Origin of the sequence: Streptococcus mitis (assembly GCF_008763935.1) — a bacterium.
Classification (GTDB): Bacteria; Bacillota; Bacilli; order Lactobacillales; family Streptococcaceae; genus Streptococcus; species Streptococcus mitis_DB.
On sequence record NZ_VTQF01000010.1, the window covers coordinates 23,778 to 45,338 of the forward strand.

A 21,561-nucleotide genomic window follows, 5' to 3' on the forward strand; every position below is an offset into this window, starting at 1 on the left:
TTTTTAAGCGTTTTCATCTATTATAACAAAATCTATTTTATATTTCAGTACCTTGAGTCCATTTTTGAAAATTTTCTTTAAATTTCATTAAAACACTTGCATCTTGCAAGCTAGAAAGTGGATAAATAAAAGGCTCCACTGCTATTTCACTTTTCTTCTGTAAGATAAAAATAGTCTTGGATTGTTTAGCATTAGCAAAGAGATTTTCAGGCAGACTAATCATGGCAGTCAGACTTGCCTCCTCTTTCAACCAGCCTTTCAACAAATCACTTTGAGGACTGGTCAACAAATCACTCGGAGCGAGAAAAATAGCGTATCCATCTGACTTGAGGTACTTAAGTCCTTGTTCCATGAGCAAGTGATGGGCGTAAGTATGTTCTTGACTAGAAGCAACTTGATGGCGCGACGCAACGGCATCATCAGGATAATAGCCAACAGGCAAGTCGCTGATGACCACATCGCTTTCTTTGAGCATTTGTGGACGAACGGCATCTCCTTGGACAAAACCAGCCTGCAAACCAATTACATCTGCCATACTAGCCGCCAAATCAATCAGCAAATCATCCACTTCCATTCCCAAGTAATCCACTTTTTTAGCAAGCGAGGTCAAGAAAGTAGCGCCCAAAATTCCCATCCCAGAACCCATTTCGAGGATAGTGATTTCCTTCTCTGTAAACAACTCTTCCACAATAAACACTAAAAGCAAAGCAATAGCATCCGGTGTAAACTGGTGATTGGCCTGCAAGGGTTCTGTTTGTCCAGCCTTCATCAAGAGAAACTGGTAGGTCTTGAGCCATTCTTCTTTGCGTAGTGCTAAACGCTTAAGGGCCTGATTGTTCTCCTTGACCTGCTCTAACTCAGTCTCACCATCCAAATAGATGCTGTTTTGCTCCACCAGGGCGTCATAAAAGTTGGTCGCCAAATCACTTTGAATGACTTGGACATTCTCTAGTAAATACGTATAAGCTTGTTCAATTTTTTCAAAATCCATATTCCTATCTTATCAAATTTCCCTTCTTTTTTCCATCCTTATAGAAAAATCACTCCCTGACTAGGCGAGTGATTTTTGGGCTACTGTTAAAAAGAGTTCTGAGTAATTTCCTTGAAACAGGTCTTCAGCGCTATAGAGAATCTGACTATGCACAGATGAAAAACCGTGCTGAATTAGCCTGTTTTCTAGTTCAACCAATTCAAATCCGTGATGGTTAGCTTCTGTCTTGGTAAAATCAGCAAGTAAAAGTTGTCCGTTTTCTCTCAGATGTTGATGAAACAGTGAGAGAGCCGCATCCAAATCAGGCATATGATGAAGAACACGACAAACAACAATGAGATCAAACTCTTTCTCCAAGGGTCTTTCCAGTAAATCTTGCTCCAAAAACTGGATATTCTTGATGTCTTGCTGCTCCGCTTTCAAACGAGCTTGCTCCATCATTTTCTCCGAAATATCCACCAATGTTACAGACTTGGCCTGCTTGGCTAGGGGTAAGGATAGTAGACCCGTCCCTCCACCGAAATCCAAAATTTCTTTGTCTGATAGAAGATCAATCTGTTTCTCGACTGCTTGACAAACCAAGTTTGCAAGGAAAATGTTTTTAGGGGAATCAAAAGTTTCTGCTTTATGGTTAAAATCATGTTTCATATTTTTAGTTTAGCACAAAGTAGCTTGGTTGGCTAGGAATTCTCTTTCTTTTCAGGCTTCTCTTCTGATTTTTTCTTCTCCGCTTCTTCACTTGAACTAGTCGCTACCTCTTCCTTTTTATCCGTTTTCTCTTCTTTGATTTTGACGGAAGGGAAGATGAATTCATATTGACTCTTAGGCGTATGAACCGTCGTCATTAAGCTTGTTTTCTTGTTTTGATAGCTCACCTGACCCAGATTAAAGGCCTGTTCCCCACTTTCTTGCTCAACCTTATCCTTGGTTCGCTTGGCCATAGCAAAAGCAACCAACTTTTCTTTATTTAAAGCATAGTCTTGATAATGGGCGACTTGTCGGTTCAAGTAAAATTGTAACAAAAGACTAAAGATGGCTGCTACGGTGACTGCATAGAGGAGAACACCTGCCTTAACTTTTTTCTTTTTCCACACGATAGATGAACTCCCTTTCTAAGCCTTTTTGAAATTGAAAACGAAAGCGAACCAGTTGATTGTCCTCTGTAATCTGTGCAGATTTGAGTCCATAAACCATAGGCTGATAACCTCGTCCACTGGCATCAGTTTTCCGAAAATCATCCGATTTTAACTTACCAATAGAGATATCCTTGCCATCCTGCTTCATATAAATGCGATTACCTTCTACTTTTTCGAACTGCGAACGGTCTAATTCTGCCTCCAACTGGTCCACAAACAGGAGCCACTCCTTTTGCTCGCTTTGCTGCTGGTAGCGAACTTCTGAAATGAGGAGCTGACTCATGGCTTGAAAGAGGAGTAGGCTCCCACTGATAACAATAAGGGCAATCAGGGATTCCAACAAGGTGAAAGCCTTGACCTTATGGCTCTTTGATAGCCAACAACTGTTCTGAACCATGATAAACCTCCAATCCCTTTTCACTAGAAAACACCTGAATCTTAACTCCGTTGATGTTTACCTGATTTTGACCTGTCTGCAAGGCCATCTTAGCTACCCTCAAAACTTCTTCCTTTTGCAAGATTCTTGCTTCTTCCTGCCTATTTTTCTGAATTTGTCCCAAAAGGAGGGTTGCAATGCTAGCAAAGATAGCTAAAGCAACTACTGCTTCCAGTAAAATCACTGCCCTAATTTTTTGTTTCCTTAATGCGTTTAATTTTTCCATTTCCTAGATATAACTGATAGCGAATCGTTCCTTTACTGGTCTGAAATTCAACCTTAGCCAGGGACGAATTTCCCCCAGCTCGGTCAAATGTAATACTTTGTCCTGATGGTGCCTGAATTCCTTTAGGAACTGTCAACTTTTGACTGTCATTACTGATTGTGTGCCCATCTAAGTTTAGACTAGTCTTTTGCTGACTAGCTACACTGCGTTTTTGAGTTTCCCGATAGAGTTCTTCAAACTCCATAAAGAAAATCTGCTCCTCTACCGCCGCAAAAGTGGACTGGACAGAGCCGGACAAGCTCAAGGCAAGGATACTCACAAGTCCCAAAACCAAGAGGCTTTCCAGCATGGTAAAGGCCTTAATCTGCAACGGTTTGACTGGTTTTTTGTTTAGCATGGTATTCTTTATAAGCTTTAGCCTGTTCTTCTGTGATTCGCCCATCTGCTTGTAACTTACTTAGGCTAGCATCTTCATTTTTATCTAAGCTATAAAGCTCTGCCTGGCTTTCCACAACCTTAACAACAGCAGCTTTTCCTTTGTCATTGACCGCCTCTTTTTGCTTGGTCAGATTAGGTACAAAGAGTAAGAGAAGCACGCTGATGATGAGCAAGACCACCAACATTTCCACAAGTGTAAAAGCCTTCACTTTCGCTTTTTTCAAGAATGTCATCATTTTTTTCATTTTAAAAATTTACCTCCATATTTTGATACATGGGCATGAGCATTGCCGCATAAAGTAAAACGATAATCAGGGCCACAAAGATAAAAACCAGTGGCTGCACCAAATTCATGGTGCGGTTAACTCGGGTAAAAAAGGCTTCCCAAGTTTTTTCAGCATAGATTTCCAACTCACTCCCCAGCTTGGACTTGACTTCACCATACTCGATAATAAGACTCAACTCTTTCTTAAAGAAAGGATAGGTTGCTATGGTTTGAGAAAATTCGCGACCATTTTGTAGGGCTTGAGCTAGATCTTGACCGATTTCTTTAAAGAGTTGGGAACCTTGTTCCTGCATCATTTGAAAAATCTGCGTCAACTCCATCCCTTGAGAAATCATATTCCCCCATTCACGCGCATAATAAGCTGTCAAATAAGTCTGAACAAAGATTCCAAGGAAGGGAAGACGCGCTAAGATAGAAAAGACACGCATTTTGGAACTTCTTTTATAGAAAGTTAGTGCTAAAAGGGCAAGTATGGAAACAAACCCCACCATTCCTAGAAAAATTTGTGGCAGATTACCAATGATTTGGGTGGCAATATTGCTACTATCCAGTTGTGGTAGTAGGTAGTTACGTAGTCCCAGCATGATTAAGAGAAGAAAACCTAGTAAAATCAAGGGATAGGTCGCTACTTCAATTAATTTTTTCTTGACCTTGGTAAGATTGTCTAGATATTCTTCTATCTTTCCCAAACTCAGGTGGAGATTTCCGTGAACTTCAGCTAGGGATAACTGGGTCACAATAGTACTTGAAAAACCCAAACCTTCCATCATTTCTGAGAATGATTTCCCTTGGGACAAGCCCGTGCGCATCTGGGTCACACACTGCTTGTCCAACAAGGCACTCCTATCTAAAAAGGAGATAGTCTCCACCAGATGAAAACCACTGGAAAAGAGATTGTTAAACAGGGTGATGATATTTTTTTGCTTAGCTGTAGCTAATTTTTTCCGTTTCAGCCTGAAGACTTGTGATATGTCCATCTTTAAGAAGCTGGTCAATCTGTTCATTCCAGCTAGTTGGCTGGTGTTCTTGATAGTCTTTGTTTGCAAAGTCAACGATTCCTCCTCCCCCGATTAATCTCTGGTAGCAGACACCTTGCAGAACGACTGCTAATTCCTCCTCACTCACACCCAACTCCAGCAGGCGCTCATAAACACCTCGAACACTCTTGGCGTGAATGGTTGAAAAGACTGTCGCACCTGTCAAACTAGCTCTGACCACTGCACGCGCCGTTTCGCTGTCACGAATTTCTCCGATAATCAAGAGATCTGGTCGGTGCCGTAGGGAAAGCTTGATGAGATTTTCATACGTCAACCCGATTGTTTCGTTCAACTGCAACTGGAGCATGTCGTCCTGCTTGATTTCGACAGGATCTTCTATGGACATGACTTGCTGTCCTTTAAAGAGGGACTTGGCTAATTCATGCATCAAGGTCGTCTTGCCACTTCCGACTGGACCAGCAAAGAGATAGAGACCACGTTGCCTGTACTGCTTGCCCAATTCATCAATATCCTGAAACCAAAAATGCAACTCCTGCTCCTCATCGTGCAACAAGCGAATAACTAAACTCTCATGCCCTCGATAATCGCCTACAGTAGATAAACGTAGGGACGCCATCTTCTGGTCATATTCATAATCACAGGAACCAAGCTGACTACGTCGCTTTTCTCCCACATTCATACCTGCCACAAACTTGAAATGACTGATGACGGCCGCAAATTTTTCGAAGTCATAACAACCGATTTTACAGCGCTCGTCTCCTACCCTCATATGAAGCTCATAGGCATCTAACTTAGGAACAAAATAAATATCTTGCGCTCCTTTTTTCCGAGCTGAACGAATGATTTCTTGTGCAATTTCTTGAACCATACTTACCTCCTCACCTATACTATTCGCAAAGATTTGAAAAAAATAAAAAAAGCAACTCAAAAAAGTTACTTTTTCTCTATTTTAATTTCATACGGCAAGAACGGTGCCTTTCCTTACCTGTTTGTTTTTCATAGCCTGGGCGTAGTTTTTCATCCGGAATAACCTGTTCATCCTGCAAAAGAGCCAAAGAATGGTATTGTTGTAAATACTCATCACATTCATCACACCAACGTTGGTCTTCTGGATCCCAAAAAATGGTCATCAAGTCACTTCTGCTTTTATAAAGAGGGGATTCTTGTTCCAATTTAAACCAGCAAGTTTTGTAGTATTTGAGAGCATCATAATACTGGTCAAATTTCTTACTAGCTACAATATCTTCTTCCCAACCTTCTAAGAACCACCATGGTTCAAAATCTCCATACATTTCTATAACACGATACATATTCATTCAATTCCTTTGTATCGTATATTATAACCAATTCCATTAAACAAGAAAAGAAATATGCTCATTTCTTATTTTTCAGATAAAAAATTCAGCCATCTGATAAATGACTGAATTTATATTTGCTTATGTTCCAAAATGTTTTTACTACTTAAGCTTCTGAAATATCGTTTTCAATGATGACCTTAATTGCATGGTGGTCTGCTGCCTTACTGAAAACTTCATAGGCTTTTTCAATTTCACTAAGTTTGAAATAGTGAGTTACCAATTTTTCTGGTTCAATCTTATGAGTTTCAAGAGCTTTCAACAACTGAGGTGTTGTATTTGTAGATACTAAACCAGTAGTGATATTGATATTGCGGATCCAAAGTCTATCCAACTCAAACTCAACTGGTTTACCATGCACACCACAGTTGGCTACTGTTCCGTCTACACCGATAATCTTTTGACAGAAATCAAATGTTGCAGGAATACCAACAGCTTCGATCGCAACATCTACACCACGACCATCTGTCAAATCATAAATTTCTTTAATCGCTTTTTCAGGGTCTGAAGAATTAACCTTGTGAGTCGCACCAAATGATAAAGCAGTTTCCAAGCGGTTATCGTCTAAGTCCACCATAATCAATTTGGCTGGTGAGTAGAACTGAGCTGTCAAAAGTGCAGCCAATCCAACAGGTCCTGAACCAATAATGGCTACACTACAACCAGGCTCCACTTTCCCTTTCAAGACACCAATTTCATACCCAGTAGGCAAAATGTCTGATAGCATAACCAAGGCTTCATCTGACAAGTCTTCTGGAGTATGATAAAGAGTATTATCTGCATGAGGGACACGTAGATATTCAGCCTGCATACCGTCAATCAAGTGACCGAAAATCCAGCCCCCCTCGTCTTCACAGTGGGCATAAATTCCTTTTTTACAGTAGTAGCATTTACCACAGGCACAGACACAAGAAATCAAGACCTTGTCGCCTTTTTTGAAGTTAGAAACTCCTTCTCCAACTTCTTCAACTATCCCAATCCCTTCGTGACCAAGAATGGTACCACTTTGGCAAGCAGGAACATCCCCTTTGATAATATGGAGGTCTGTTCCACAAATAGTGGTTTTTACGATACGCACAATAGCGTCTGTTGGCTTGCGAATCACTGGTTTGTCTACATCAACAAAAGAAGCAAGTCCTGGTTTAACATAAGTATAGGCTTTCATAAAGCATTCCTCCGTTTTTTTATTTGTACTATTTATAATATAATTGTAAGCCTTTTCGTTTGTTTCTTCAAGTTTTTTTGTGATTTTTTTAACTTTTTTATTTACCGGTAAAGCAATATAGATAAAAAAGCAGAAGCTAGTCACTAACTTCTGCTTTCTCTCTTATGCTTGATAACGTTTCACACCATCTAGATAGGTTGCTACCAATTCCAAATCTTTATCTAGTACGATAAAGTCCGCGTCATAACCTTCACGGATTTGACCACAAACATCATCGATATGGACAGATTTAGCTGGGTTGAGGCTGGCCATCATGACTGCTTCATGCGGATTCGCAATACCCCACTCGACTACATTTCTCATACCATCTTTAAGTTTGAGGATAGAACCTGCCAAATTTCCTGTAGATTTGAGGCGAGCAGTTCCATTTGCTACTACAACAGGGAATTCTCCCAACATATAGTCACCGTCTTCAAGCCCACCAGCTGTCATACAGTCCGTAATAAGAGCGATGTTTTCTGTCCCCTTTTGCTTAAGTAAAATCTCACAAGCTTTTGGATCTACGTGATAACCATCACAGATCAATTCTGCGTAAGTATGTGGGAGCTCATACATAGCTCCTACCATACCTAGTTCGCGGTGTGTTAAACCACGCATCCCATTATAGGCATGTACCCATACACTAGCTCCAGCATCAACTGCCTTCTTAGCTTGTTCAAATGTCGCATCTGAGTGTCCAAGTGCAACTGTCACACCTTCACCTGTAATAGTACGCACAAAATCTTCCACCCCATCACGTTCTGGTGCAATAGCGATTTTATTTAGCATCCCTTTTGCAGCATCTTGCCAAGAATGAAACTCCTCAACACCCGGGTCTCTCATATAAGTTGGATTTTGTGCTCCCTTAAAAGTTTCTGTGAAATATGGACCTTCATAATAAATCCCACGAATCTTAGCACCTGTTGCTTCTTTATAATGGTTTCCAAGATTTTCAGTGACTGCAAGCAATTGCTCATAAGTGGCTGTTAAAGTTGTGGGCAAGAAACTGGTAACACCGGTACTAAGAAGTCCTTCACTCATAGTATGCAATGTACCTTCAATATTGTTGTCCATCACATCCACACCTGCATATCCATGAATATGAGTATCCACAAGACCTGGTGCAATGCTATAACCAGTATAGTCAAGAACCTCTGCTCCTTCAGGAATTTGATCCACATGTTTCCCAAATTTGCCATCAACAAGTTCTAAGTACCCACCGCGACGAATGCCAAATGGATAGAAAAACTGATCCGCTTTAACGTAATTAGGCATAATAATGACCTCCTTAAAAGATTACTTTTGATATTTATTATGTCAATTACATTATAAACTTTTCTGATTCATTTGTAAATGGTATAGACCTATTTTCTAGAGATATTTTAAAAGAGCTGGATTTCTCCAACTCTTTTCTTTTAAATACAAGTTATTTTGATTTGACTGGCTTGTCTTGAGCTGTTTGCAAGGCTGTAGCAATGGTATCTGCATACAATTTAGCTCCGGCTTCAATTTTACTATTGTCACTTCCAAAATGGACTTGGTCTGTTCCAGTCCAAATTTCTGGATGTTCCTTAGCAGCTTGATTCCAATCGGCTATCGTGATATAAGGAGTCTTCTCTGCCAATTCTCTCATGTAGGCAGCAGCCTTCTCGACGATTGCATAGGTTTCTTTTGTTTTATCTCCTTCATAAGGTGTCACCAAAATCATATGGTGCCCCTTTGGAAGATTTTTCACGATACTATCCCAGTCTTCCTTGTAATTTTCAGGATTATTTACCCCAGTAGCAATAACCACCATCTTAGGTAAAAATTTATTCTGGCTATTGTTTAGCATGATTTCATTGGCAGTCTTGGTTGTTCTGCTGACCTGCGCATTAATCTGTGCTCCAGGAAGAGCTGTCTGTAGAGCTGTATTTGCCCTTAAAGCCACCGAGTCACCAATTAACATAGTGCCATCAGCAATTCCTAAACTATCAGCTTCTGCTCGTTCTGTCATTACCTTGGTCTGGTTAATATTTGTTGCAGCTTGCTTCAAGCCATTGACAGTTAAGTCTGTCTCAAAAGCTCCCACTTGTGGTGCCAACAGAGTTACTAAGAAGACAATGAAGGCCAAGATTCCTGTACTTGCTGCAAGGATTGTGTGAATATGAGGAAGAGGACGAAGGGTTTGTAAAACAGGTGTGTTCTTTCCTGCAATCCAAGGTTCCAACACATAAAATGATAGGCTGGCGAATCCATAAGAAAAAATCAAAGTTAATAACACAGCAAGAAGATTTGATGTCAACTGTGAAAAAATGATATAGAAAGGCCAATGGAAGAGATAAACTGCATAGCTAGTATCTGCTAAAAAGCTAATAATCTTTGGTTCCTGTATATGAGGAGTCTTTTCATGTAAGACACGCGCCGCCAGAATCATAGCAATGGCTGCAAGGCTGGCAAGCAAGAAGCCCATAAGATAGGCAAAGAGATAGGTAAATTTGACAAAGAAGGTCAAAATGAGTAAGAAGCCAAAACCTCCCCCAAAAACTAAAAGGGTCTTGCGTAAATCCCAGATTTTATCCAATTGCTTAACTAGGGAAGTCGTCTGACGAACGCCTACGATAGTTGCTAACACACTTCCCAAAAAGAATGGATAGACATGAGTTAAACTGGAGAAGTAAACAGAGGAATAAGAGGTTACTAGAAAACTACCAATAAACATGGAGAAGAAGCTGATCAAGAAGGCAACAGCAGATAAGAGAAAGACCATTCCTCTCAACTGACCATTTGATCTGGACTGTTTAGATAAGAACCAAACTGCCAATCCCCAGAGGATATAGTAGTGAACCTCAACAGCCAAGCTCCAATTATGAACAAACAAATGAGGAATGAACTGAGATTCATAACTCCCACCTGTTAGGATTTCATAGAAGTTGGTCATGAAGCCTAAGACACCCGCAATCTGACCCCCAATTCCAGCCACATAATCTTGCCGAACTAGAAAGGTAAAGGGCATGGTTACCAAGACCATCAAAACCACAGGTGGCACAATCCGATAAAAGCGTCTTCTAAAAAATCCTATCAAATCAATCTCATGCTTTTTAGAAAATTCTTCGATGAGTAGAGCTGTAATCAGGAAACCTGAAAATGTAAAAAAGACATCTACCCCGAAAAATCCTCCAGGAAAGATCGTCTGAAAGAAATGATACAAGAGTACCAAAAGTAAACCTGTAATCCTAATCAAGGAAAACCATTTAATACGCATACGAGTTTATTCTCCCTTTCATCATACACTTTATTCTATCAAAAAAAGAAGAAAAATCCCAAGAGAAAACTTAGGATTTTTAGCTTATATCAATTTCGTTTTAGAAATTGCGTCCTGACTTATTATAGCCATATTTTTCCACAAAGTACTCACGGAACTCCAAGAGATTGTCATCCATAATAGCTTGTCGTACTTGCTTCATCAGATTAAGCAAGAAGTAAAGATTGTGATAGCTAGTCAAGCGGATACCAAAGGTTTCATCAGCTTTGAGCAGGTGACGAAGATAAGCGCGTGTATAGTTCTTACATGTGTAGCAATCACACTCAGGATCCAGTGGCGTAAAGTCCTCAGCAAACTGGGCATTTTTGACAACCAAACGTCCCTGACTGGTCATACAAGTCCCATTACGAGCGATTCGAGTCGGCAAGACACAGTCAAACATATCCACCCCACGAATCACCCCATCAATCAAGCTATCTGGCGCTCCCACACCCATCAAATAACGAGGTTTATTTTCAGGCAGCAGTTGAGTTGTAAAGTCCAAGACCGCATTCATCTCTTCGTGGGTTTCTCCCACTGCCAAACCACCGATAGAGTAGCCTGGGAAATCCATGCTGACAAGGTCATGAGCCGATTGGCGGCGAAGGTCTTCAAATCCTGCCCCCTGCACAATCCCAAATAACCCTTGGTCATGCGGACGACGGTGAGCCTTCAAACCACGCTCAGCCCAACGACTGGTACGCTCGATTGATTTCTTAACGTAATCGTAAGGTTGATAAAACTGAGGACATTCGTCAAAGGACATCATGATGTCTGAGCCCAGATTATTCTGAATAGAGATGGCTTTTTCTGGGGACAAGAACATCTTAGAACCATTGAGATGGTTTTTAAAGGTTACTCCTTCTTCTGTGATATTACGGCTATCTGCTAAGGAATAAACCTGAAAACCACCACTATCTGTCAAGATAGGCTGGTCCCAATTCATGAACTTGTGGAGACCACCTGCGCGTGCAATGAGTTCATCTCCAGGACGCAGCCAGAGATGATAAGTGTTTGACAGGATAATTCCTGAACCCATTTCCTTCAATTCTTCTGGCGACTGAGTTTTGACAGTGGCTTGTGTCCCAACTGGCATAAACATAGGTGTCGGGAAGGTGCCGTGGGGAGTGATGATTTCTCCCAAACGAGCTCCTGTGTGTTTTTCTTTCTTAATCAAACGATATTTGATTGGTGAATCTGACATTTTTTACCTCCGAAGCTGGGAAAGACAGTCCCAGTTCATACTTTGTGCCCAAGGGCATACTGTATGATTTTATCAAAAAAAGTAGGAACTGTCACGAACTATGGTATAATGAGAGAATGAAATACCCAAAAATTGATTTAAAAACCATTCGTCTGCAAGCCAGACAATTTCAGGCTGAAAATCCCCGCCTCTTTCTCGTCTATCTCTTACCTAGCATACTGCTCATCTTGTCTGGCTTCCTCAATCCCTTAGAACGCATCAACGAGAGTGTTTTAGAACAACCCTTTTTAAGCGTGTTTGGCCATGTATTCCAAGCCTACCTTTTTCCTCTATTAGTCTCCTTTATCGGAACAATACTTCTAACCAGTTCAGTTTATACAACTCTGAAACTCATCAAGAATCAAGATACAGAACTATCAGTCAAAAATAGTCTCACTCTCTTTAACGAAGAGCGCTTTTCACAAACCTTTTTGACTCTCCTTCTCAAACGCTTCTATCTCTTCTTATGGAGCATTCCTAGTTTGCTTGGAATTTACTTCCTTTTTTACAGTAGCTTTCTTGCAAAGAAATTCGTTGCAATCCATCCTGAATTTCCTAATCTGGATCTCACGTCAATTGAAACCGAGCGTTTCCTCATGACCTTTGGTCTTTACTTTCTAGCAAGTATCCTCTTGATGGTTGTCGGAAATAGTCTCTATATTCCACAATACTATGCCTATTCTCAGGTAGAATTTCTCCTCTGTGACACCCTAGATTTAGGACAAGCCAAACCAGGACAAATCCTTAAAACCAGCCGTTTCTTAATGAAAGGTTACAAATTTCAGCGCTTTGTCCTAGACTTACAACTCCTTCCTTGGTATTTCCTCAATTGGATTACCTTTGGGATTGCTAGTTTCTCACTCCTACCCTACATTCAAATCAATAAAATGATTTTTTACCGAGCAGTATTGGCTCGAAAACGTCCAAAAGCTTGAAGGTTTTCCCTCAAGCTTTTTTCTATCAATGAGTTTCTCCGCCTACCAACTTGAGATCCTGATCTCCATGTTCTATAATAGCCCCGATTGCTGCTTCTATCCCTCGCATAATGTCCACTAAACTCATAGCTGGAGCGGTCGGTCGATTCACCACCTGTTCCATCATATAAGGAATATGCATAAACCCTGCCCTAACATGTGGAAATTTCTTTTCTACCAAATAGAGGACTTGATACATCAAATGATTGCAGACAAAAGTCCCTGCAGTATTGGAAACAGAGGCCGGCAATCCCTCTTTTTTTATAGCTTGAACCATCGCTTTAATCGGCAGACTACTAAAGTAGGCCGGAGCACCGTCTGGGCGAATGGGAAGGTCAATCGGTTGATTACCCTCATTATCAGGAATGCGTGCATCATCTTGGTTAATGGCCACTCGTTCAGGCGTCAAGCTAGTTCTTCCACCAGCTTGACCGATACAAAGGACAAAGTCCGGTTGATAGTGGTTCATCTCTTCTTCCAATACTTGAGCCGATTTGTGAAAGACTGTTGGCACTTCTAACCAACGGACCTCAGCACCATGGATTTCAGCTGGTAAACCTTTAATGGCCTCCAAAGCTGGATTGACCATTTCCCCTCCAAAGGGCTCAAAACCTGTCACTAATACTTTCATTTCTAACTCCTCAAAACAAATTCAATGAGACTTTTTCTTAAAAACAAGTATAACATATTTCCCTTGTTCTGGAGTGAAAAGGACTAGCGAGTCTAGGATTGGTCTCTGATACTCAATGAAAATCAAAGAGCAAACTAGGAAGCTAGCCACAGTCTGTACTTGAGTACGGCAAGGCGACGCTGACATGGTTTGAATTTGATTTTCGAAGAGTATGAGCTTATTTAAAGAGAAAAATACTAATCAAGGCCAAAATAGCTGGTCCACCTTGCTTCAAAATAATTTTCTTATCTGCTGTCAGAGAGCCATAAGCCGCAGCCCCAATCACAAATAAAACAAAAATAGTCACAATTTCTAAATTCTGTGAGAAATAAATTCCATACAGGAGAAAGACTCCTAGCAGAGCGTTATAAATCCCTTGATTTTTAAACAGTGAACTTACAGACGGACGAGCTAGTTCTTCCTTTTCCATGTTAAAGTCTCGACTGGTTGCATCTGATTGCGTTGCAATACTTTCCAAATAAAAAATGTAAAAATGCTCCAAAGCAACGATCGTTGCTAGAATGATTGTCATAATTGACATATTTTTCTCCTTAAATCTCTATATTCTCAATACCCAAAACCAATTTATTTAATAAACGTCTGAGTTCTGTTCTTTCAGACTCTGTTAAGATACTTTCCATCGCTTCTTTAACCTTGATATGCTGTAGAGGTGGATTCATCACTAACTGCTCCTTGGCATACTTCGTAGTCTCTACCAACACTTCTCGCTGATTTTCAGGATTACGATGACGCTCCACCAAACCTTCCTTTTCTAAAATCTTGAAATGTCGTGTCAAGGCGGCCTGATCAATCTTCAAACGCTCCTGAACCGCTATTTGATTACAAGGGGAATGCTTCAGCAAAAATAATAAAATCTGATACCGTGTCAAACTAATCCCAAGCCTTTTTTCAAACAATTGCGTACTCGCTTGCTCAGACAAGCGGAGTTGATAAAGCAAATCTTGAATCTCTATCATTTCTTTCTCCTTTTAATTGATTTATCAATAGTTGATTTATCAATTATAATGCGAAGTAAAATAGATTGCAAGAATGTTGCTTCAATCATTACAAAATGGTAACTTCCATTTTCCATTCATATTGATACTCAATGAAAATCAAAGAGCAAACTAGGAAGCTATCCGTAGGTTGCTCAAAGCACAGCTTTGAGGTTGCAGATAAAACTGACGTGGTTTGAAGAGATTTTCGAATAGTATGACAAAGAAAAAACGAACGAGACTCGCTCTCTATAACGAAAGCTAGATCTCATTCGTCAAAATGATATTATAAAGTCTGATTTATCCATTCATTGAAACGTGAACGTGGTCATAGTGGTTTTCTGTCACACTACCGCGGTCTGGCATTGGGTTCCAAGTATTAGCTGGCCCATATTTGCTATCGAATGGAGCATAGAAACGTTGTTTCCAGATGATGTAACTAATTCCACGGCTGGCCATGTTTTGAATAGCGTATTCCGCAACCTTATCCCCTAGTTCTGAACTTTCTGGTACCATAAAGTCGATAGCCAAACCTTTTCCGTGATCTCCACTATCTCCTGGACGGTAACCACTAAAGGATGTGATGCCAAACAAGTTGGCGATTTCTTCTTTAAAGGCAGCTGTTTGTGGTTGAAGGCCAGCATTTTCAGATTTCGCTACTGCCAGTCCAGCATAATCGGGCGCAGCTGGAGCCGCGTAAGTTGTTGAAACTGTTTTCGCCTCTTCTGGTTGATAAGTAGAAACTGCTGCTGTAGCTTCACTTGATGATGCTACTTCTTTTGCTTCTTCTGAACTTGTTGCAGTTGTTTCAGGTGCTTTTTCTTCTACTGGCGTTGTAGTTGCTTCCACTGCTGATTCAGCTTGAGTGCTTGCTTGTGTTTCATCTTTCTCAGCTGGAGTCGTTGCCTGAGGAGCTGCTTCTGCAACTGCACTACTTGTTTCGGCTGTTTGCTCCGCTGACGTTGAGGTATTTGTAGATGGTGCCACTTCTTCTGCAGTAGCAACTGTCTCTGCAACTTCTGAACTTGATGCCACTTCTTTTGTTCTTGTAGTTTCTACCGCTTTTGGAGCTTCTGCAATTGGTTGAGAAAGGTCTGCAACCTGAACAGTTTGATCATCAACCGTCACTTGATTGGTTGTCAAATCTGCTGTCGCAGTTGTCACTTCTTCACTAGAGTCTGCTTGAGGAGTTTGGATTTCAACTTCTGTTACTTCTTCTGCTTCATTGACAGTCGTTGTCAAAACAGTTTCTGGGAAAATCAAGTCCATATTCGTGATTTTATTCAAATTCGCAAGAACTGTGACATCTACACCCAAGGCTTCTGCAATGGTGCTCAAGGTATCGCCATACTGAACTGTATAACTTGTTTTGTTGTCCGTTTTAGTCAAATCGTTTTGGATTTGCTCAACACTACGTGCAGTCCAAAGAACTTCTTCTGCTTGAGTTGCTAATACTGGGGCAAATGACAAGGCTACTGTTGACGCTAATAACATTCTTGTCTTCATTCTTTCAAATTCCTTTCAAATGAGTACCTGTCTATGATAACACAAAAAATGCAGAAAAAAAGCCCTCCTGGGCCTATTTAACAGAACTGTCTATTCATTGTAACAAACTCGGTTACTTGAAATAGTTTGTTAGGTCTCTGTCATAAAACTGACACAATCTTCTCGTTACTTACTCTCAAAAATATGAGGAATGTCTGTTAGCGACTGAATCCTGTGATTCCCTTCATAAGACGACTCTAAAAAGTTGATACTTTGAATCCCACTATTCTGGGCAAATTCCACATCCAGAGTCCGGTCCCCTATATAATAGGTGTTATCAGGATTCAGCTGATACTTGTCTAGCAAATATATAGCCGCTTCTGGACTTGGCTTCCGCGCAAAGCCACTCTGACTGGTTAAAATCTCTGTAAAATAGGATTCCAACCCCAAGTCTCTTAGAATGGCAAAAGCATTGTCTCCCTTATGAGTGTAAACAAAGTTCCGAATTCCTACTTGGTCTGCCCAAGCCAACACCTCACGCGCATCTGGTATCAAGGCTACCTGAGCATTCTTCTCAGACAGACTCTGGGCACGCACTTGATTGAGCACTTCCACATCCAGTTTTCTCTCTTCTGCCACCTGCACAAGCAAATCCTGCACCGAATACTTGAGAATAAACTCTCTCACTTTCTCCTTATCATAAGGAATAGAAAACTGAGCAAAAGTCTCCTCAATCCCTGACAAAATCGCTTCGTAAGAGTCCAATAAAGTCCCATCTAAATCCCAAATAAAAGCTGTTTTTTGCATTTCCTATCCTTTCAAGCTCATATAACGCTGGTAACGGTAGCGTAGAAATAACCAACGAAAACCATTATCCAACAGGGTTCCAGCCCAAATACCAGGCAAGCCCCAACCAAGCACAATCCCCATCAGATATCCTGTTCCAATGCGGATACACCACATTCCTATACTTGTCGCATAAAAGGGAAGCCGAGCATTGCCCAAACCCTGCCAGACTGCTGTATAGATGACTGTTCCTGTCGTCATAGGAGTACCAAGTAGTGAAAAAAGTGTCACTAGAACACTAGCCTCCACCGCTAGAGAATCAGTCGTATAGAGATGAGTCAGTGGTATACCCAAAGCATAGATACTGAAGGTCAAGGGTAACATGAGGACCAGAGAAAGCCAAAAGGTTTGCTTGCTCAAACTAGCTACTCTTTTCCAATTATCCTCTCCAACTGCTCGAGCTACCAGCATGACCGTTGCTGTAGCAACTCCAAAAGCAGGCATATAGTTAAACTGGGTCAAGACTTCTCCGATTGCATTTCCAGCTACTGCTTCCGTTCCAAAAGAAACGACCAAGGCAATGATAACAACATCACCAGCTCGCATCATAAGCCGCTCTCCAGCTGCTGGCAAAGCTAAGATCAATAGTTCCTTATCTAAACCAAAAGTCGGTTTCTCAAAAGGCAACTTTAATTGCGACCATAAAATCACAAGACCTACCAAACGAGACAGAATTGTCCCCCAAGCAACACCAGCTATCCCCATATCCAGAACAAAAATAGCTAGACTTGAAAAAAGAATATTCAAGGCATTGGATAAAAGACTCACATAGAGGGGCAAACGTGGATTATGCGTTGCACGAATCAAGGCACCCAGACTGGTCATCAAGCCCAAAAGAACAATCGATCCGCCCACCAAGGATAGGTAGAGTCCACCACTCTCAGCTACATCTCTCTCCGTCCCCAAAAGTCCTATCATCTCTTTCCCAGCGAAAATGGACAAAAATCCTAAAAGGAAACTTAATAGTAAGGTAATCTTCAACGCCTCAGTCACATTGTAGGCTAGCTTAGACTGATTCTTCTCCCCTAAACTTTTTGAAATAACACTGGAAATAGCAGCTCCCAGAGCGATGAAAATCGCCTGGTAAATCGTGATAATATTGCCAGCTACTGATACACCCGAAATAGCTATCAAGCCCAAGTGAGCTACCAAGTAACTATCCACCATCCCCATGAGCATCTGCAAAAAGTTTTCACCCATAGCTGGCAAGGCAATATTAAGAATGTCTTTATTTTTCTTAAACAATCCTTCCTCCTTATTAAAAGAAACTCAGTTGGTTTCCCAACCGAGTTTACTCCCTCTGTCTTAAAGTCCTAGATAAGCCTCAACCGCTACTTGCATGTCTGTTGCTGCAACAGTTGTCTTATGACGAACAGGAGCTGTTTCAAGTCCATCAACTGCTGGTGGCACTGCAACACCTGAGATTTCATGTAATTGATCCAAGGCTTCAAAGTCAGTCAAGCCAACTTTCCCTGTTACAGCTTCTACTGCAACTACCGGGAACTTGTATGGACTAGCTGTTGAAGCAATCACTGTCTTAGTCGCATCGCCAGTAGCATCTTGGTATTTCTTATAAACTGCTGAGGCGACCGCCGTATGTGGATCCTCGATATAAGAATCTGACTCATAAACACGCTTGATTTCTGCCGCTGTTTCTTCCTCAGTCGCATATTCAGCTGCAAAGAGGTCCAAAATCTCTGCATCAAAATTAGTCAACTCATATTGACCTTGGCTATTCAAGGCATTCATGAGTTCAGCTGTTTTTTCAGCATCATTACCCAAAAGATGGAAAATCAAACGCTCCAAGTTTGAAGATACCAAGATATCCATAGATGGACTAGTTGTTACCTTAAACTCACGTTTCTTATCGTAGACACGTGTCTTGAAGAAGTCTGTCAAAACATTGTTGTCATTTGAAGCACAGATTAATTTGCCAACTGGGAGGCCGATTTTTTTGGCATAAAAGGCAGCCAAGATATTTCCAAAGTTTCCTGTTGGTACGGTAAAGTTGACCTTATCACCAGCCACAATCTCACCAGTTTTAACAAGCTGAGCGTAGGCATAAACATAGTAGACAATTTGTGGTACCAAACGACCAATGTTCATAGAGTTAGCTGATGAAAATTGCAACTTGTTGACAGCCAATTTTTCACGAAGGGCTACATCGTTAAACATTTGTTTGACGTTAGTTTGCGCATCGTCAAAGTTACCATCAATTGCAATAACATGAGTATTGTCGCCAGTCTGAGTGGTCATTTGCAACTCTTGTACCTTGCTGACACCATCCTTTGGATAAAAGACGATAATCTCAGTACCAGGAACACCCGCAAACCCTGCCATAGCAGCTTTCCCAGTATCACCAGATGTCGCTGTTAAGATAACAATCTTGTTCTCCAAACCATGCTTCTTAGCAGCTGTTGTCATAAAGTATGGCAAAATAGACAAGGCCATATCCTTAAAAGCAATTGTTGAACCATGGAAGAGTTCCAAATTGTATTGTCCATCTAATTTCACTAATGGTGCGATAGCTGGAGTATCAAACTTGCTATCGTAGGCATTGTTGATACAGTAGTCCAACTCCTCAGCTGTAAAGTCATCTAAAAATGCTGACAAAACTAACTTAGCAACTTCCTGGTAAGAAGCATCTTTCAATTTGTCAAAGTCCAAATCTATCTTTGGATAAGTAAGCGGTGTAAACAAACCGCCGTCCGTCGCCAAACCTTGCAAAATAGCTTGGCTAGCAGTTACTGTATTGTTGGCATCACGCGTTGATTGATAAACTAATGTCATTACTCTCTATCCTTTATCTATAGTCTCTTCCATTATATCATGATTTTTCAGAAAATTCTCCCTTTATAAGAGAAATTATAGGCCCAATTCTTCTTTCAAAGGCTGTAAATAGATCGTTTCTTGCTTATTTCTCATCTCCAGTCCTTCCTCAGCTAGCAGGAGTAAGTCTTTTGAAAACTCTATTATCGCAGTTTCTTCCTGTTCTGTAAGCTTTTTCTTAGAAAATTGTCGTCTTAAAAACTTGTAATTACGACCAAATTCTTTAAAGAAAGGTGCTGCTTCTAAGTAAGCTTCTAACTTATCTAAATTAACCAACAATCCTAAGTGAAAAGCTGCTGAAGCGAAGGTTCTATCTAGAGGTTGAGTACACACACTACGAAACTCAACTGTTCCGCGAGTCGTTAAGTCTTGGTACTGATAACTACGATGAGTTTCAAAATCTTTCTCTTGAGGGGAAATAAGAACCTCTTCCCCATTAAGACAAAATGCTTGGATTTCAGGTGTAGCTAAATAGTCCCTAGCCTGAATCGGATAAAAATAATAGGTTTGTCCATCACGTTCCGCAGTAAAAATTGCAGAATGATCTAGATAATCAAAAAAATCATCCTCATCTTCAAAGAGTCTAGCATTGACCCCGACGTTTTCTGGATATATACCATGCATCGATTCTTCCCAGAAAATATCCCTTGAAATTTTCGTATCCCAATCCTCACCTGAAAACTCAGAATTGGCAAATAAATAAGCCTTAACTGCTTCAATTTGGGTAAAAGCATTAATCACCCGTAAGTAGTTAGATTTTGAAACATCCAGCTGTAGCTGACTCCCACAGATAAAAGCACCATATTCAGGGAAATGATGCAAGTCTGATTTAGTCACATTGCAACTCAAATTCAAATAATCCATCAACATCTGATAGCGTGGGGAAGCCACTGGACATTTATCATTTTTATCCCAGTTGGGATGAATACCACAGCCAACAATAGCATGATTTGATTCAGCTAACTTCTTCTGGATTGCTTCCATATAAATACTAAAACGTTCTTCAACCTCTTGTATCGTTTCAGCCTTACCAAATGCAAACTCAATCGTAGTATAGGAAACTTCAAATAAAATAGTATCCTGACTTACTGGGTCTACTAACTGAATAGGAGTCCCAAAATCATCAACCTTTTCTACAGTTAAATCAAAATATGAAACTAAATATCGGAATAAGTACTTAATAACTTCAATATCTGTAGCATCCCCTTCCAAGTTTACAACAGGATATTCCAGCTCAATCCCGACAAACAATTCAGGATTTTCTTTAATATTTTTCAAATACCGATGTTTTAATAAATCGATAGAACGAGACATACTTCCCTACACTTTCATAATCTAAATAAAATTTGAATAAGTATTATTATACCAAAAACAATATAAAAAGGAACGAAGATCCACAACGTTCCTTATCGCTATACTATACCGGCGGCCGGGGTCGAACCGGCACGTCCTTGCGGACACTGGATTTTGAGTCCAGCGCGTCTGCCAATTCCGCCACGCCGGCAAATAGTAACTGGGGTAGCTGGATTCGAACCAACGCATGAGGGAGTCAAAGTCCCTTGCCTTACCGCTTGGCTATACCCCAATAATATAAAATAGGCGAGTGATGGGGATCGAACCCACGCATGCCAGAGCCACAATCTGGTGTGTTAACCACTTCACCACACCCGCCATAATTCTATTAACACGGGCAGTAGGAATTGAACCCACACTGAAGGTTTTGGAGACCTTAGTTCTACCTTTAAACTATGCCCGTAAAATGGAAGGGGAGGGATTCGAACCCCCGAACCCGAAGGAGCGGATTTACAGTCCGCCGCGTTTAGCCTCTTCGCTACCCTTCCAAAATATATAAATGGCGCGAGACGGAATCGAACCGCCGACACATGGAGCTTCAATCCATTGCTCTACCAACTGAGCTACCGAGCCTTATTGCGGGAGCAGGATTTGAACCTACGACCTTCGGGTTATGAGCCCGACGAGCTACCGAGCTGCTCCATCCCGCGTTAATACAAAAGGAGGATGTGGGATTCGAACCCACGCACGCTTTTACACGCCTGACGGTTTTCAAGACCGTTCCCTTCAGCCGGACTTGGGTAATCCTCCAAAATAGTCCGTACGGGATTCGAACCCGTGTTACCGCCGTGAAAAGGCGGTGTCTTAACCCCT

Annotated in this window: 23 protein-coding genes and 8 tRNA genes; 1 reads left to right on the forward strand and 30 read right to left on the reverse strand. The window is 41.0% G+C overall.

Annotated features, from left to right (window positions below):
• Positions 1 to 37: 37 nt before the first annotated feature.
• The 14 genes from F9B91_RS10445 to tgt all read right to left on the reverse strand — a co-directional run bounded on the left by F9B91_RS10445 (position 38) and on the right by tgt (position 11,557).
• Positions 38 to 991 carry a class I SAM-dependent methyltransferase gene (locus F9B91_RS10445; RefSeq protein WP_150923253.1) on the reverse strand — a complete coding sequence of 318 codons (954 nt, stop codon included), beginning with the start codon at positions 989 to 991 and terminating at the stop codon, positions 38 to 40.
• A gap of 60 nt (positions 992 to 1,051) precedes the next feature.
• Positions 1,052 to 1,639, reverse strand: coding sequence for a class I SAM-dependent methyltransferase (locus tag F9B91_RS10450; protein ID WP_142360035.1), 588 nt, complete (start codon positions 1,637 to 1,639; stop codon positions 1,052 to 1,054).
• Positions 1,640 to 1,671: 32 nt separating this feature from the next.
• On the reverse strand, positions 1,672 to 2,085 hold the full coding sequence (gene comGG, locus F9B91_RS10455) for a competence type IV pilus minor pilin ComGG (RefSeq protein ID WP_150923254.1): 414 nt from the start codon (positions 2,083 to 2,085) through the stop codon (positions 1,672 to 1,674).
• Complete coding sequence (gene comGF / locus F9B91_RS10460; RefSeq protein WP_150923255.1) at positions 2,063 to 2,524, reverse strand: competence type IV pilus minor pilin ComGF; 462 nt, start codon at positions 2,522 to 2,524, stop codon at positions 2,063 to 2,065. Before comGF ends, comGG begins: the two co-directional genes overlap by 23 nt.
• The gene (gene comGE, locus F9B91_RS10465) at positions 2,487 to 2,789 is read right to left on the reverse strand and encodes a competence type IV pilus minor pilin ComGE (RefSeq protein ID WP_153199764.1); all 303 of its coding nucleotides are present in this window, start codon (positions 2,787 to 2,789) and stop codon (positions 2,487 to 2,489) included. The genes comGF and comGE overlap by 38 nt, the downstream gene beginning before the upstream one ends.
• Positions 2,752 to 3,186 carry a competence type IV pilus minor pilin ComGD gene (gene comGD, locus F9B91_RS10470; protein ID WP_191962449.1) on the reverse strand — a complete coding sequence of 145 codons (435 nt, stop codon included), beginning with the start codon at positions 3,184 to 3,186 and terminating at the stop codon, positions 2,752 to 2,754. Before comGD ends, comGE begins: the two co-directional genes overlap by 38 nt.
• Entirely contained in the window at positions 3,149 to 3,472 is a 324-nt protein-coding gene (gene comGC, locus F9B91_RS10475) for a comG operon protein ComGC (protein ID WP_150923257.1), read from the reverse strand. Before comGC ends, comGD begins: the two co-directional genes overlap by 38 nt.
• 1 nt (position 3,473) lies before the next feature.
• A complete protein-coding gene (gene comGB / locus F9B91_RS10480; RefSeq protein WP_150923258.1) occupies positions 3,474 to 4,490 on the reverse strand; it encodes a competence type IV pilus assembly protein ComGB in 1,017 nt (338 codons plus the stop codon).
• A complete protein-coding gene (gene comGA / locus F9B91_RS10485) occupies positions 4,438 to 5,379 on the reverse strand; it encodes a competence type IV pilus ATPase ComGA (protein WP_150923259.1) in 942 nt (313 codons plus the stop codon). Before comGA ends, comGB begins: the two co-directional genes overlap by 53 nt.
• A 76-nt stretch (positions 5,380 to 5,455) precedes the next feature.
• Positions 5,456 to 5,821 carry a DUF1033 family protein gene (locus F9B91_RS10490; RefSeq protein ID WP_045606653.1) on the reverse strand — a complete coding sequence of 122 codons (366 nt, stop codon included), beginning with the start codon at positions 5,819 to 5,821 and terminating at the stop codon, positions 5,456 to 5,458.
• A gap of 151 nt (positions 5,822 to 5,972) precedes the next feature.
• The gene (locus F9B91_RS10495; RefSeq protein WP_150923260.1) at positions 5,973 to 7,031 is read right to left on the reverse strand and encodes a zinc-dependent alcohol dehydrogenase family protein; all 1,059 of its coding nucleotides are present in this window, start codon (positions 7,029 to 7,031) and stop codon (positions 5,973 to 5,975) included.
• A gap of 162 nt (positions 7,032 to 7,193) precedes the next feature.
• Positions 7,194 to 8,345 carry an N-acetylglucosamine-6-phosphate deacetylase gene (nagA, locus tag F9B91_RS10500; RefSeq protein ID WP_001134549.1) on the reverse strand — a complete coding sequence of 384 codons (1,152 nt, stop codon included), beginning with the start codon at positions 8,343 to 8,345 and terminating at the stop codon, positions 7,194 to 7,196.
• A 151-nt stretch (positions 8,346 to 8,496) separates the two neighbouring features.
• Positions 8,497 to 10,314, reverse strand: a complete 1,818-nt coding sequence (locus F9B91_RS10505) for an acyltransferase family protein (protein ID WP_150923261.1) — start codon at positions 10,312 to 10,314, stop codon at positions 8,497 to 8,499.
• A 100-nt stretch (positions 10,315 to 10,414) separates the two neighbouring features.
• Positions 10,415 to 11,557 (reverse strand): tRNA guanosine(34) transglycosylase Tgt, encoded by a 1,143-nt coding sequence (gene tgt / locus F9B91_RS10510; RefSeq protein WP_001285237.1) that lies wholly within the window; start codon positions 11,555 to 11,557, stop codon positions 10,415 to 10,417.
• A 116-nt stretch (positions 11,558 to 11,673) separates the two neighbouring features.
• On the opposite strand from tgt, the gene F9B91_RS10515 reads away from it, so the two are divergent.
• Positions 11,674 to 12,531 carry a DUF975 family protein gene (locus F9B91_RS10515; protein ID WP_150923262.1) on the forward strand — a complete coding sequence of 286 codons (858 nt, stop codon included), beginning with the start codon at positions 11,674 to 11,676 and terminating at the stop codon, positions 12,529 to 12,531.
• Between the two features lie 25 nt (positions 12,532 to 12,556).
• On the opposite strand, the gene pcp is transcribed toward F9B91_RS10515, so the two are convergent.
• The 16 genes from pcp to F9B91_RS10600 form a co-directional block, all read right to left on the reverse strand.
• Positions 12,557 to 13,201 (reverse strand): pyroglutamyl-peptidase I, encoded by a 645-nt coding sequence (gene pcp, locus F9B91_RS10520; RefSeq protein WP_150923263.1) that lies wholly within the window; start codon positions 13,199 to 13,201, stop codon positions 12,557 to 12,559.
• Positions 13,202 to 13,418: 217 nt separating this feature from the next.
• Positions 13,419 to 13,781, reverse strand: coding sequence for a DUF1304 domain-containing protein (locus F9B91_RS10530; RefSeq protein ID WP_150923264.1), 363 nt, complete (start codon positions 13,779 to 13,781; stop codon positions 13,419 to 13,421).
• A gap of 10 nt (positions 13,782 to 13,791) precedes the next feature.
• Positions 13,792 to 14,217, reverse strand: coding sequence for a MarR family winged helix-turn-helix transcriptional regulator (locus F9B91_RS10535; RefSeq protein ID WP_173875721.1), 426 nt, complete (start codon positions 14,215 to 14,217; stop codon positions 13,792 to 13,794).
• 318 nt (positions 14,218 to 14,535) lie between these two features.
• Positions 14,536 to 15,741 carry a LysM peptidoglycan-binding domain-containing protein gene (locus tag F9B91_RS10540; RefSeq protein ID WP_150923265.1) on the reverse strand — a complete coding sequence of 402 codons (1,206 nt, stop codon included), beginning with the start codon at positions 15,739 to 15,741 and terminating at the stop codon, positions 14,536 to 14,538.
• 165 nt (positions 15,742 to 15,906) lie between these two features.
• Positions 15,907 to 16,527: an HAD family hydrolase gene (locus tag F9B91_RS10545; protein WP_150923266.1), complete on the reverse strand. Its 621-nt coding sequence runs from the start codon at positions 16,525 to 16,527 to the stop codon at positions 15,907 to 15,909.
• 3 nt (positions 16,528 to 16,530) lie between these two features.
• On the reverse strand, positions 16,531 to 17,811 hold the full coding sequence (locus tag F9B91_RS10550; RefSeq protein ID WP_150923267.1) for an MATE family efflux transporter: 1,281 nt from the start codon (positions 17,809 to 17,811) through the stop codon (positions 16,531 to 16,533).
• Positions 17,812 to 17,871: 60 nt separating this feature from the next.
• Entirely contained in the window at positions 17,872 to 19,356 is a 1,485-nt protein-coding gene (thrC, locus tag F9B91_RS10555; protein ID WP_150923268.1) for a threonine synthase, read from the reverse strand.
• Between the two features lie 75 nt (positions 19,357 to 19,431).
• The gene (locus F9B91_RS10560) at positions 19,432 to 20,709 is read right to left on the reverse strand and encodes a gamma-glutamylcysteine synthetase (RefSeq protein WP_150923269.1); all 1,278 of its coding nucleotides are present in this window, start codon (positions 20,707 to 20,709) and stop codon (positions 19,432 to 19,434) included.
• Between the two features lie 106 nt (positions 20,710 to 20,815).
• A tRNA-Leu gene (locus F9B91_RS10565) sits at positions 20,816 to 20,899 on the reverse strand.
• A gap of 9 nt (positions 20,900 to 20,908) precedes the next feature.
• Positions 20,909 to 20,980 (reverse strand) — tRNA-Gln (locus F9B91_RS10570).
• Positions 20,981 to 20,993: 13 nt separating this feature from the next.
• Positions 20,994 to 21,066, reverse strand: a tRNA-His gene (locus F9B91_RS10575).
• A 14-nt stretch (positions 21,067 to 21,080) separates the two neighbouring features.
• A tRNA-Trp gene (locus F9B91_RS10580) sits at positions 21,081 to 21,151 on the reverse strand.
• Between the two features lie 4 nt (positions 21,152 to 21,155).
• Positions 21,156 to 21,236 (reverse strand) — tRNA-Tyr (locus F9B91_RS10585).
• A gap of 12 nt (positions 21,237 to 21,248) precedes the next feature.
• Positions 21,249 to 21,321 (reverse strand) — tRNA-Phe (locus F9B91_RS10590).
• Between the two features lie 3 nt (positions 21,322 to 21,324).
• Positions 21,325 to 21,398, reverse strand: a tRNA-Met gene (locus F9B91_RS10595).
• Positions 21,399 to 21,408: 10 nt separating this feature from the next.
• Positions 21,409 to 21,498, reverse strand: a tRNA-Ser gene (locus F9B91_RS10600).
• Positions 21,499 to 21,561 lie beyond the last annotated feature (63 nt).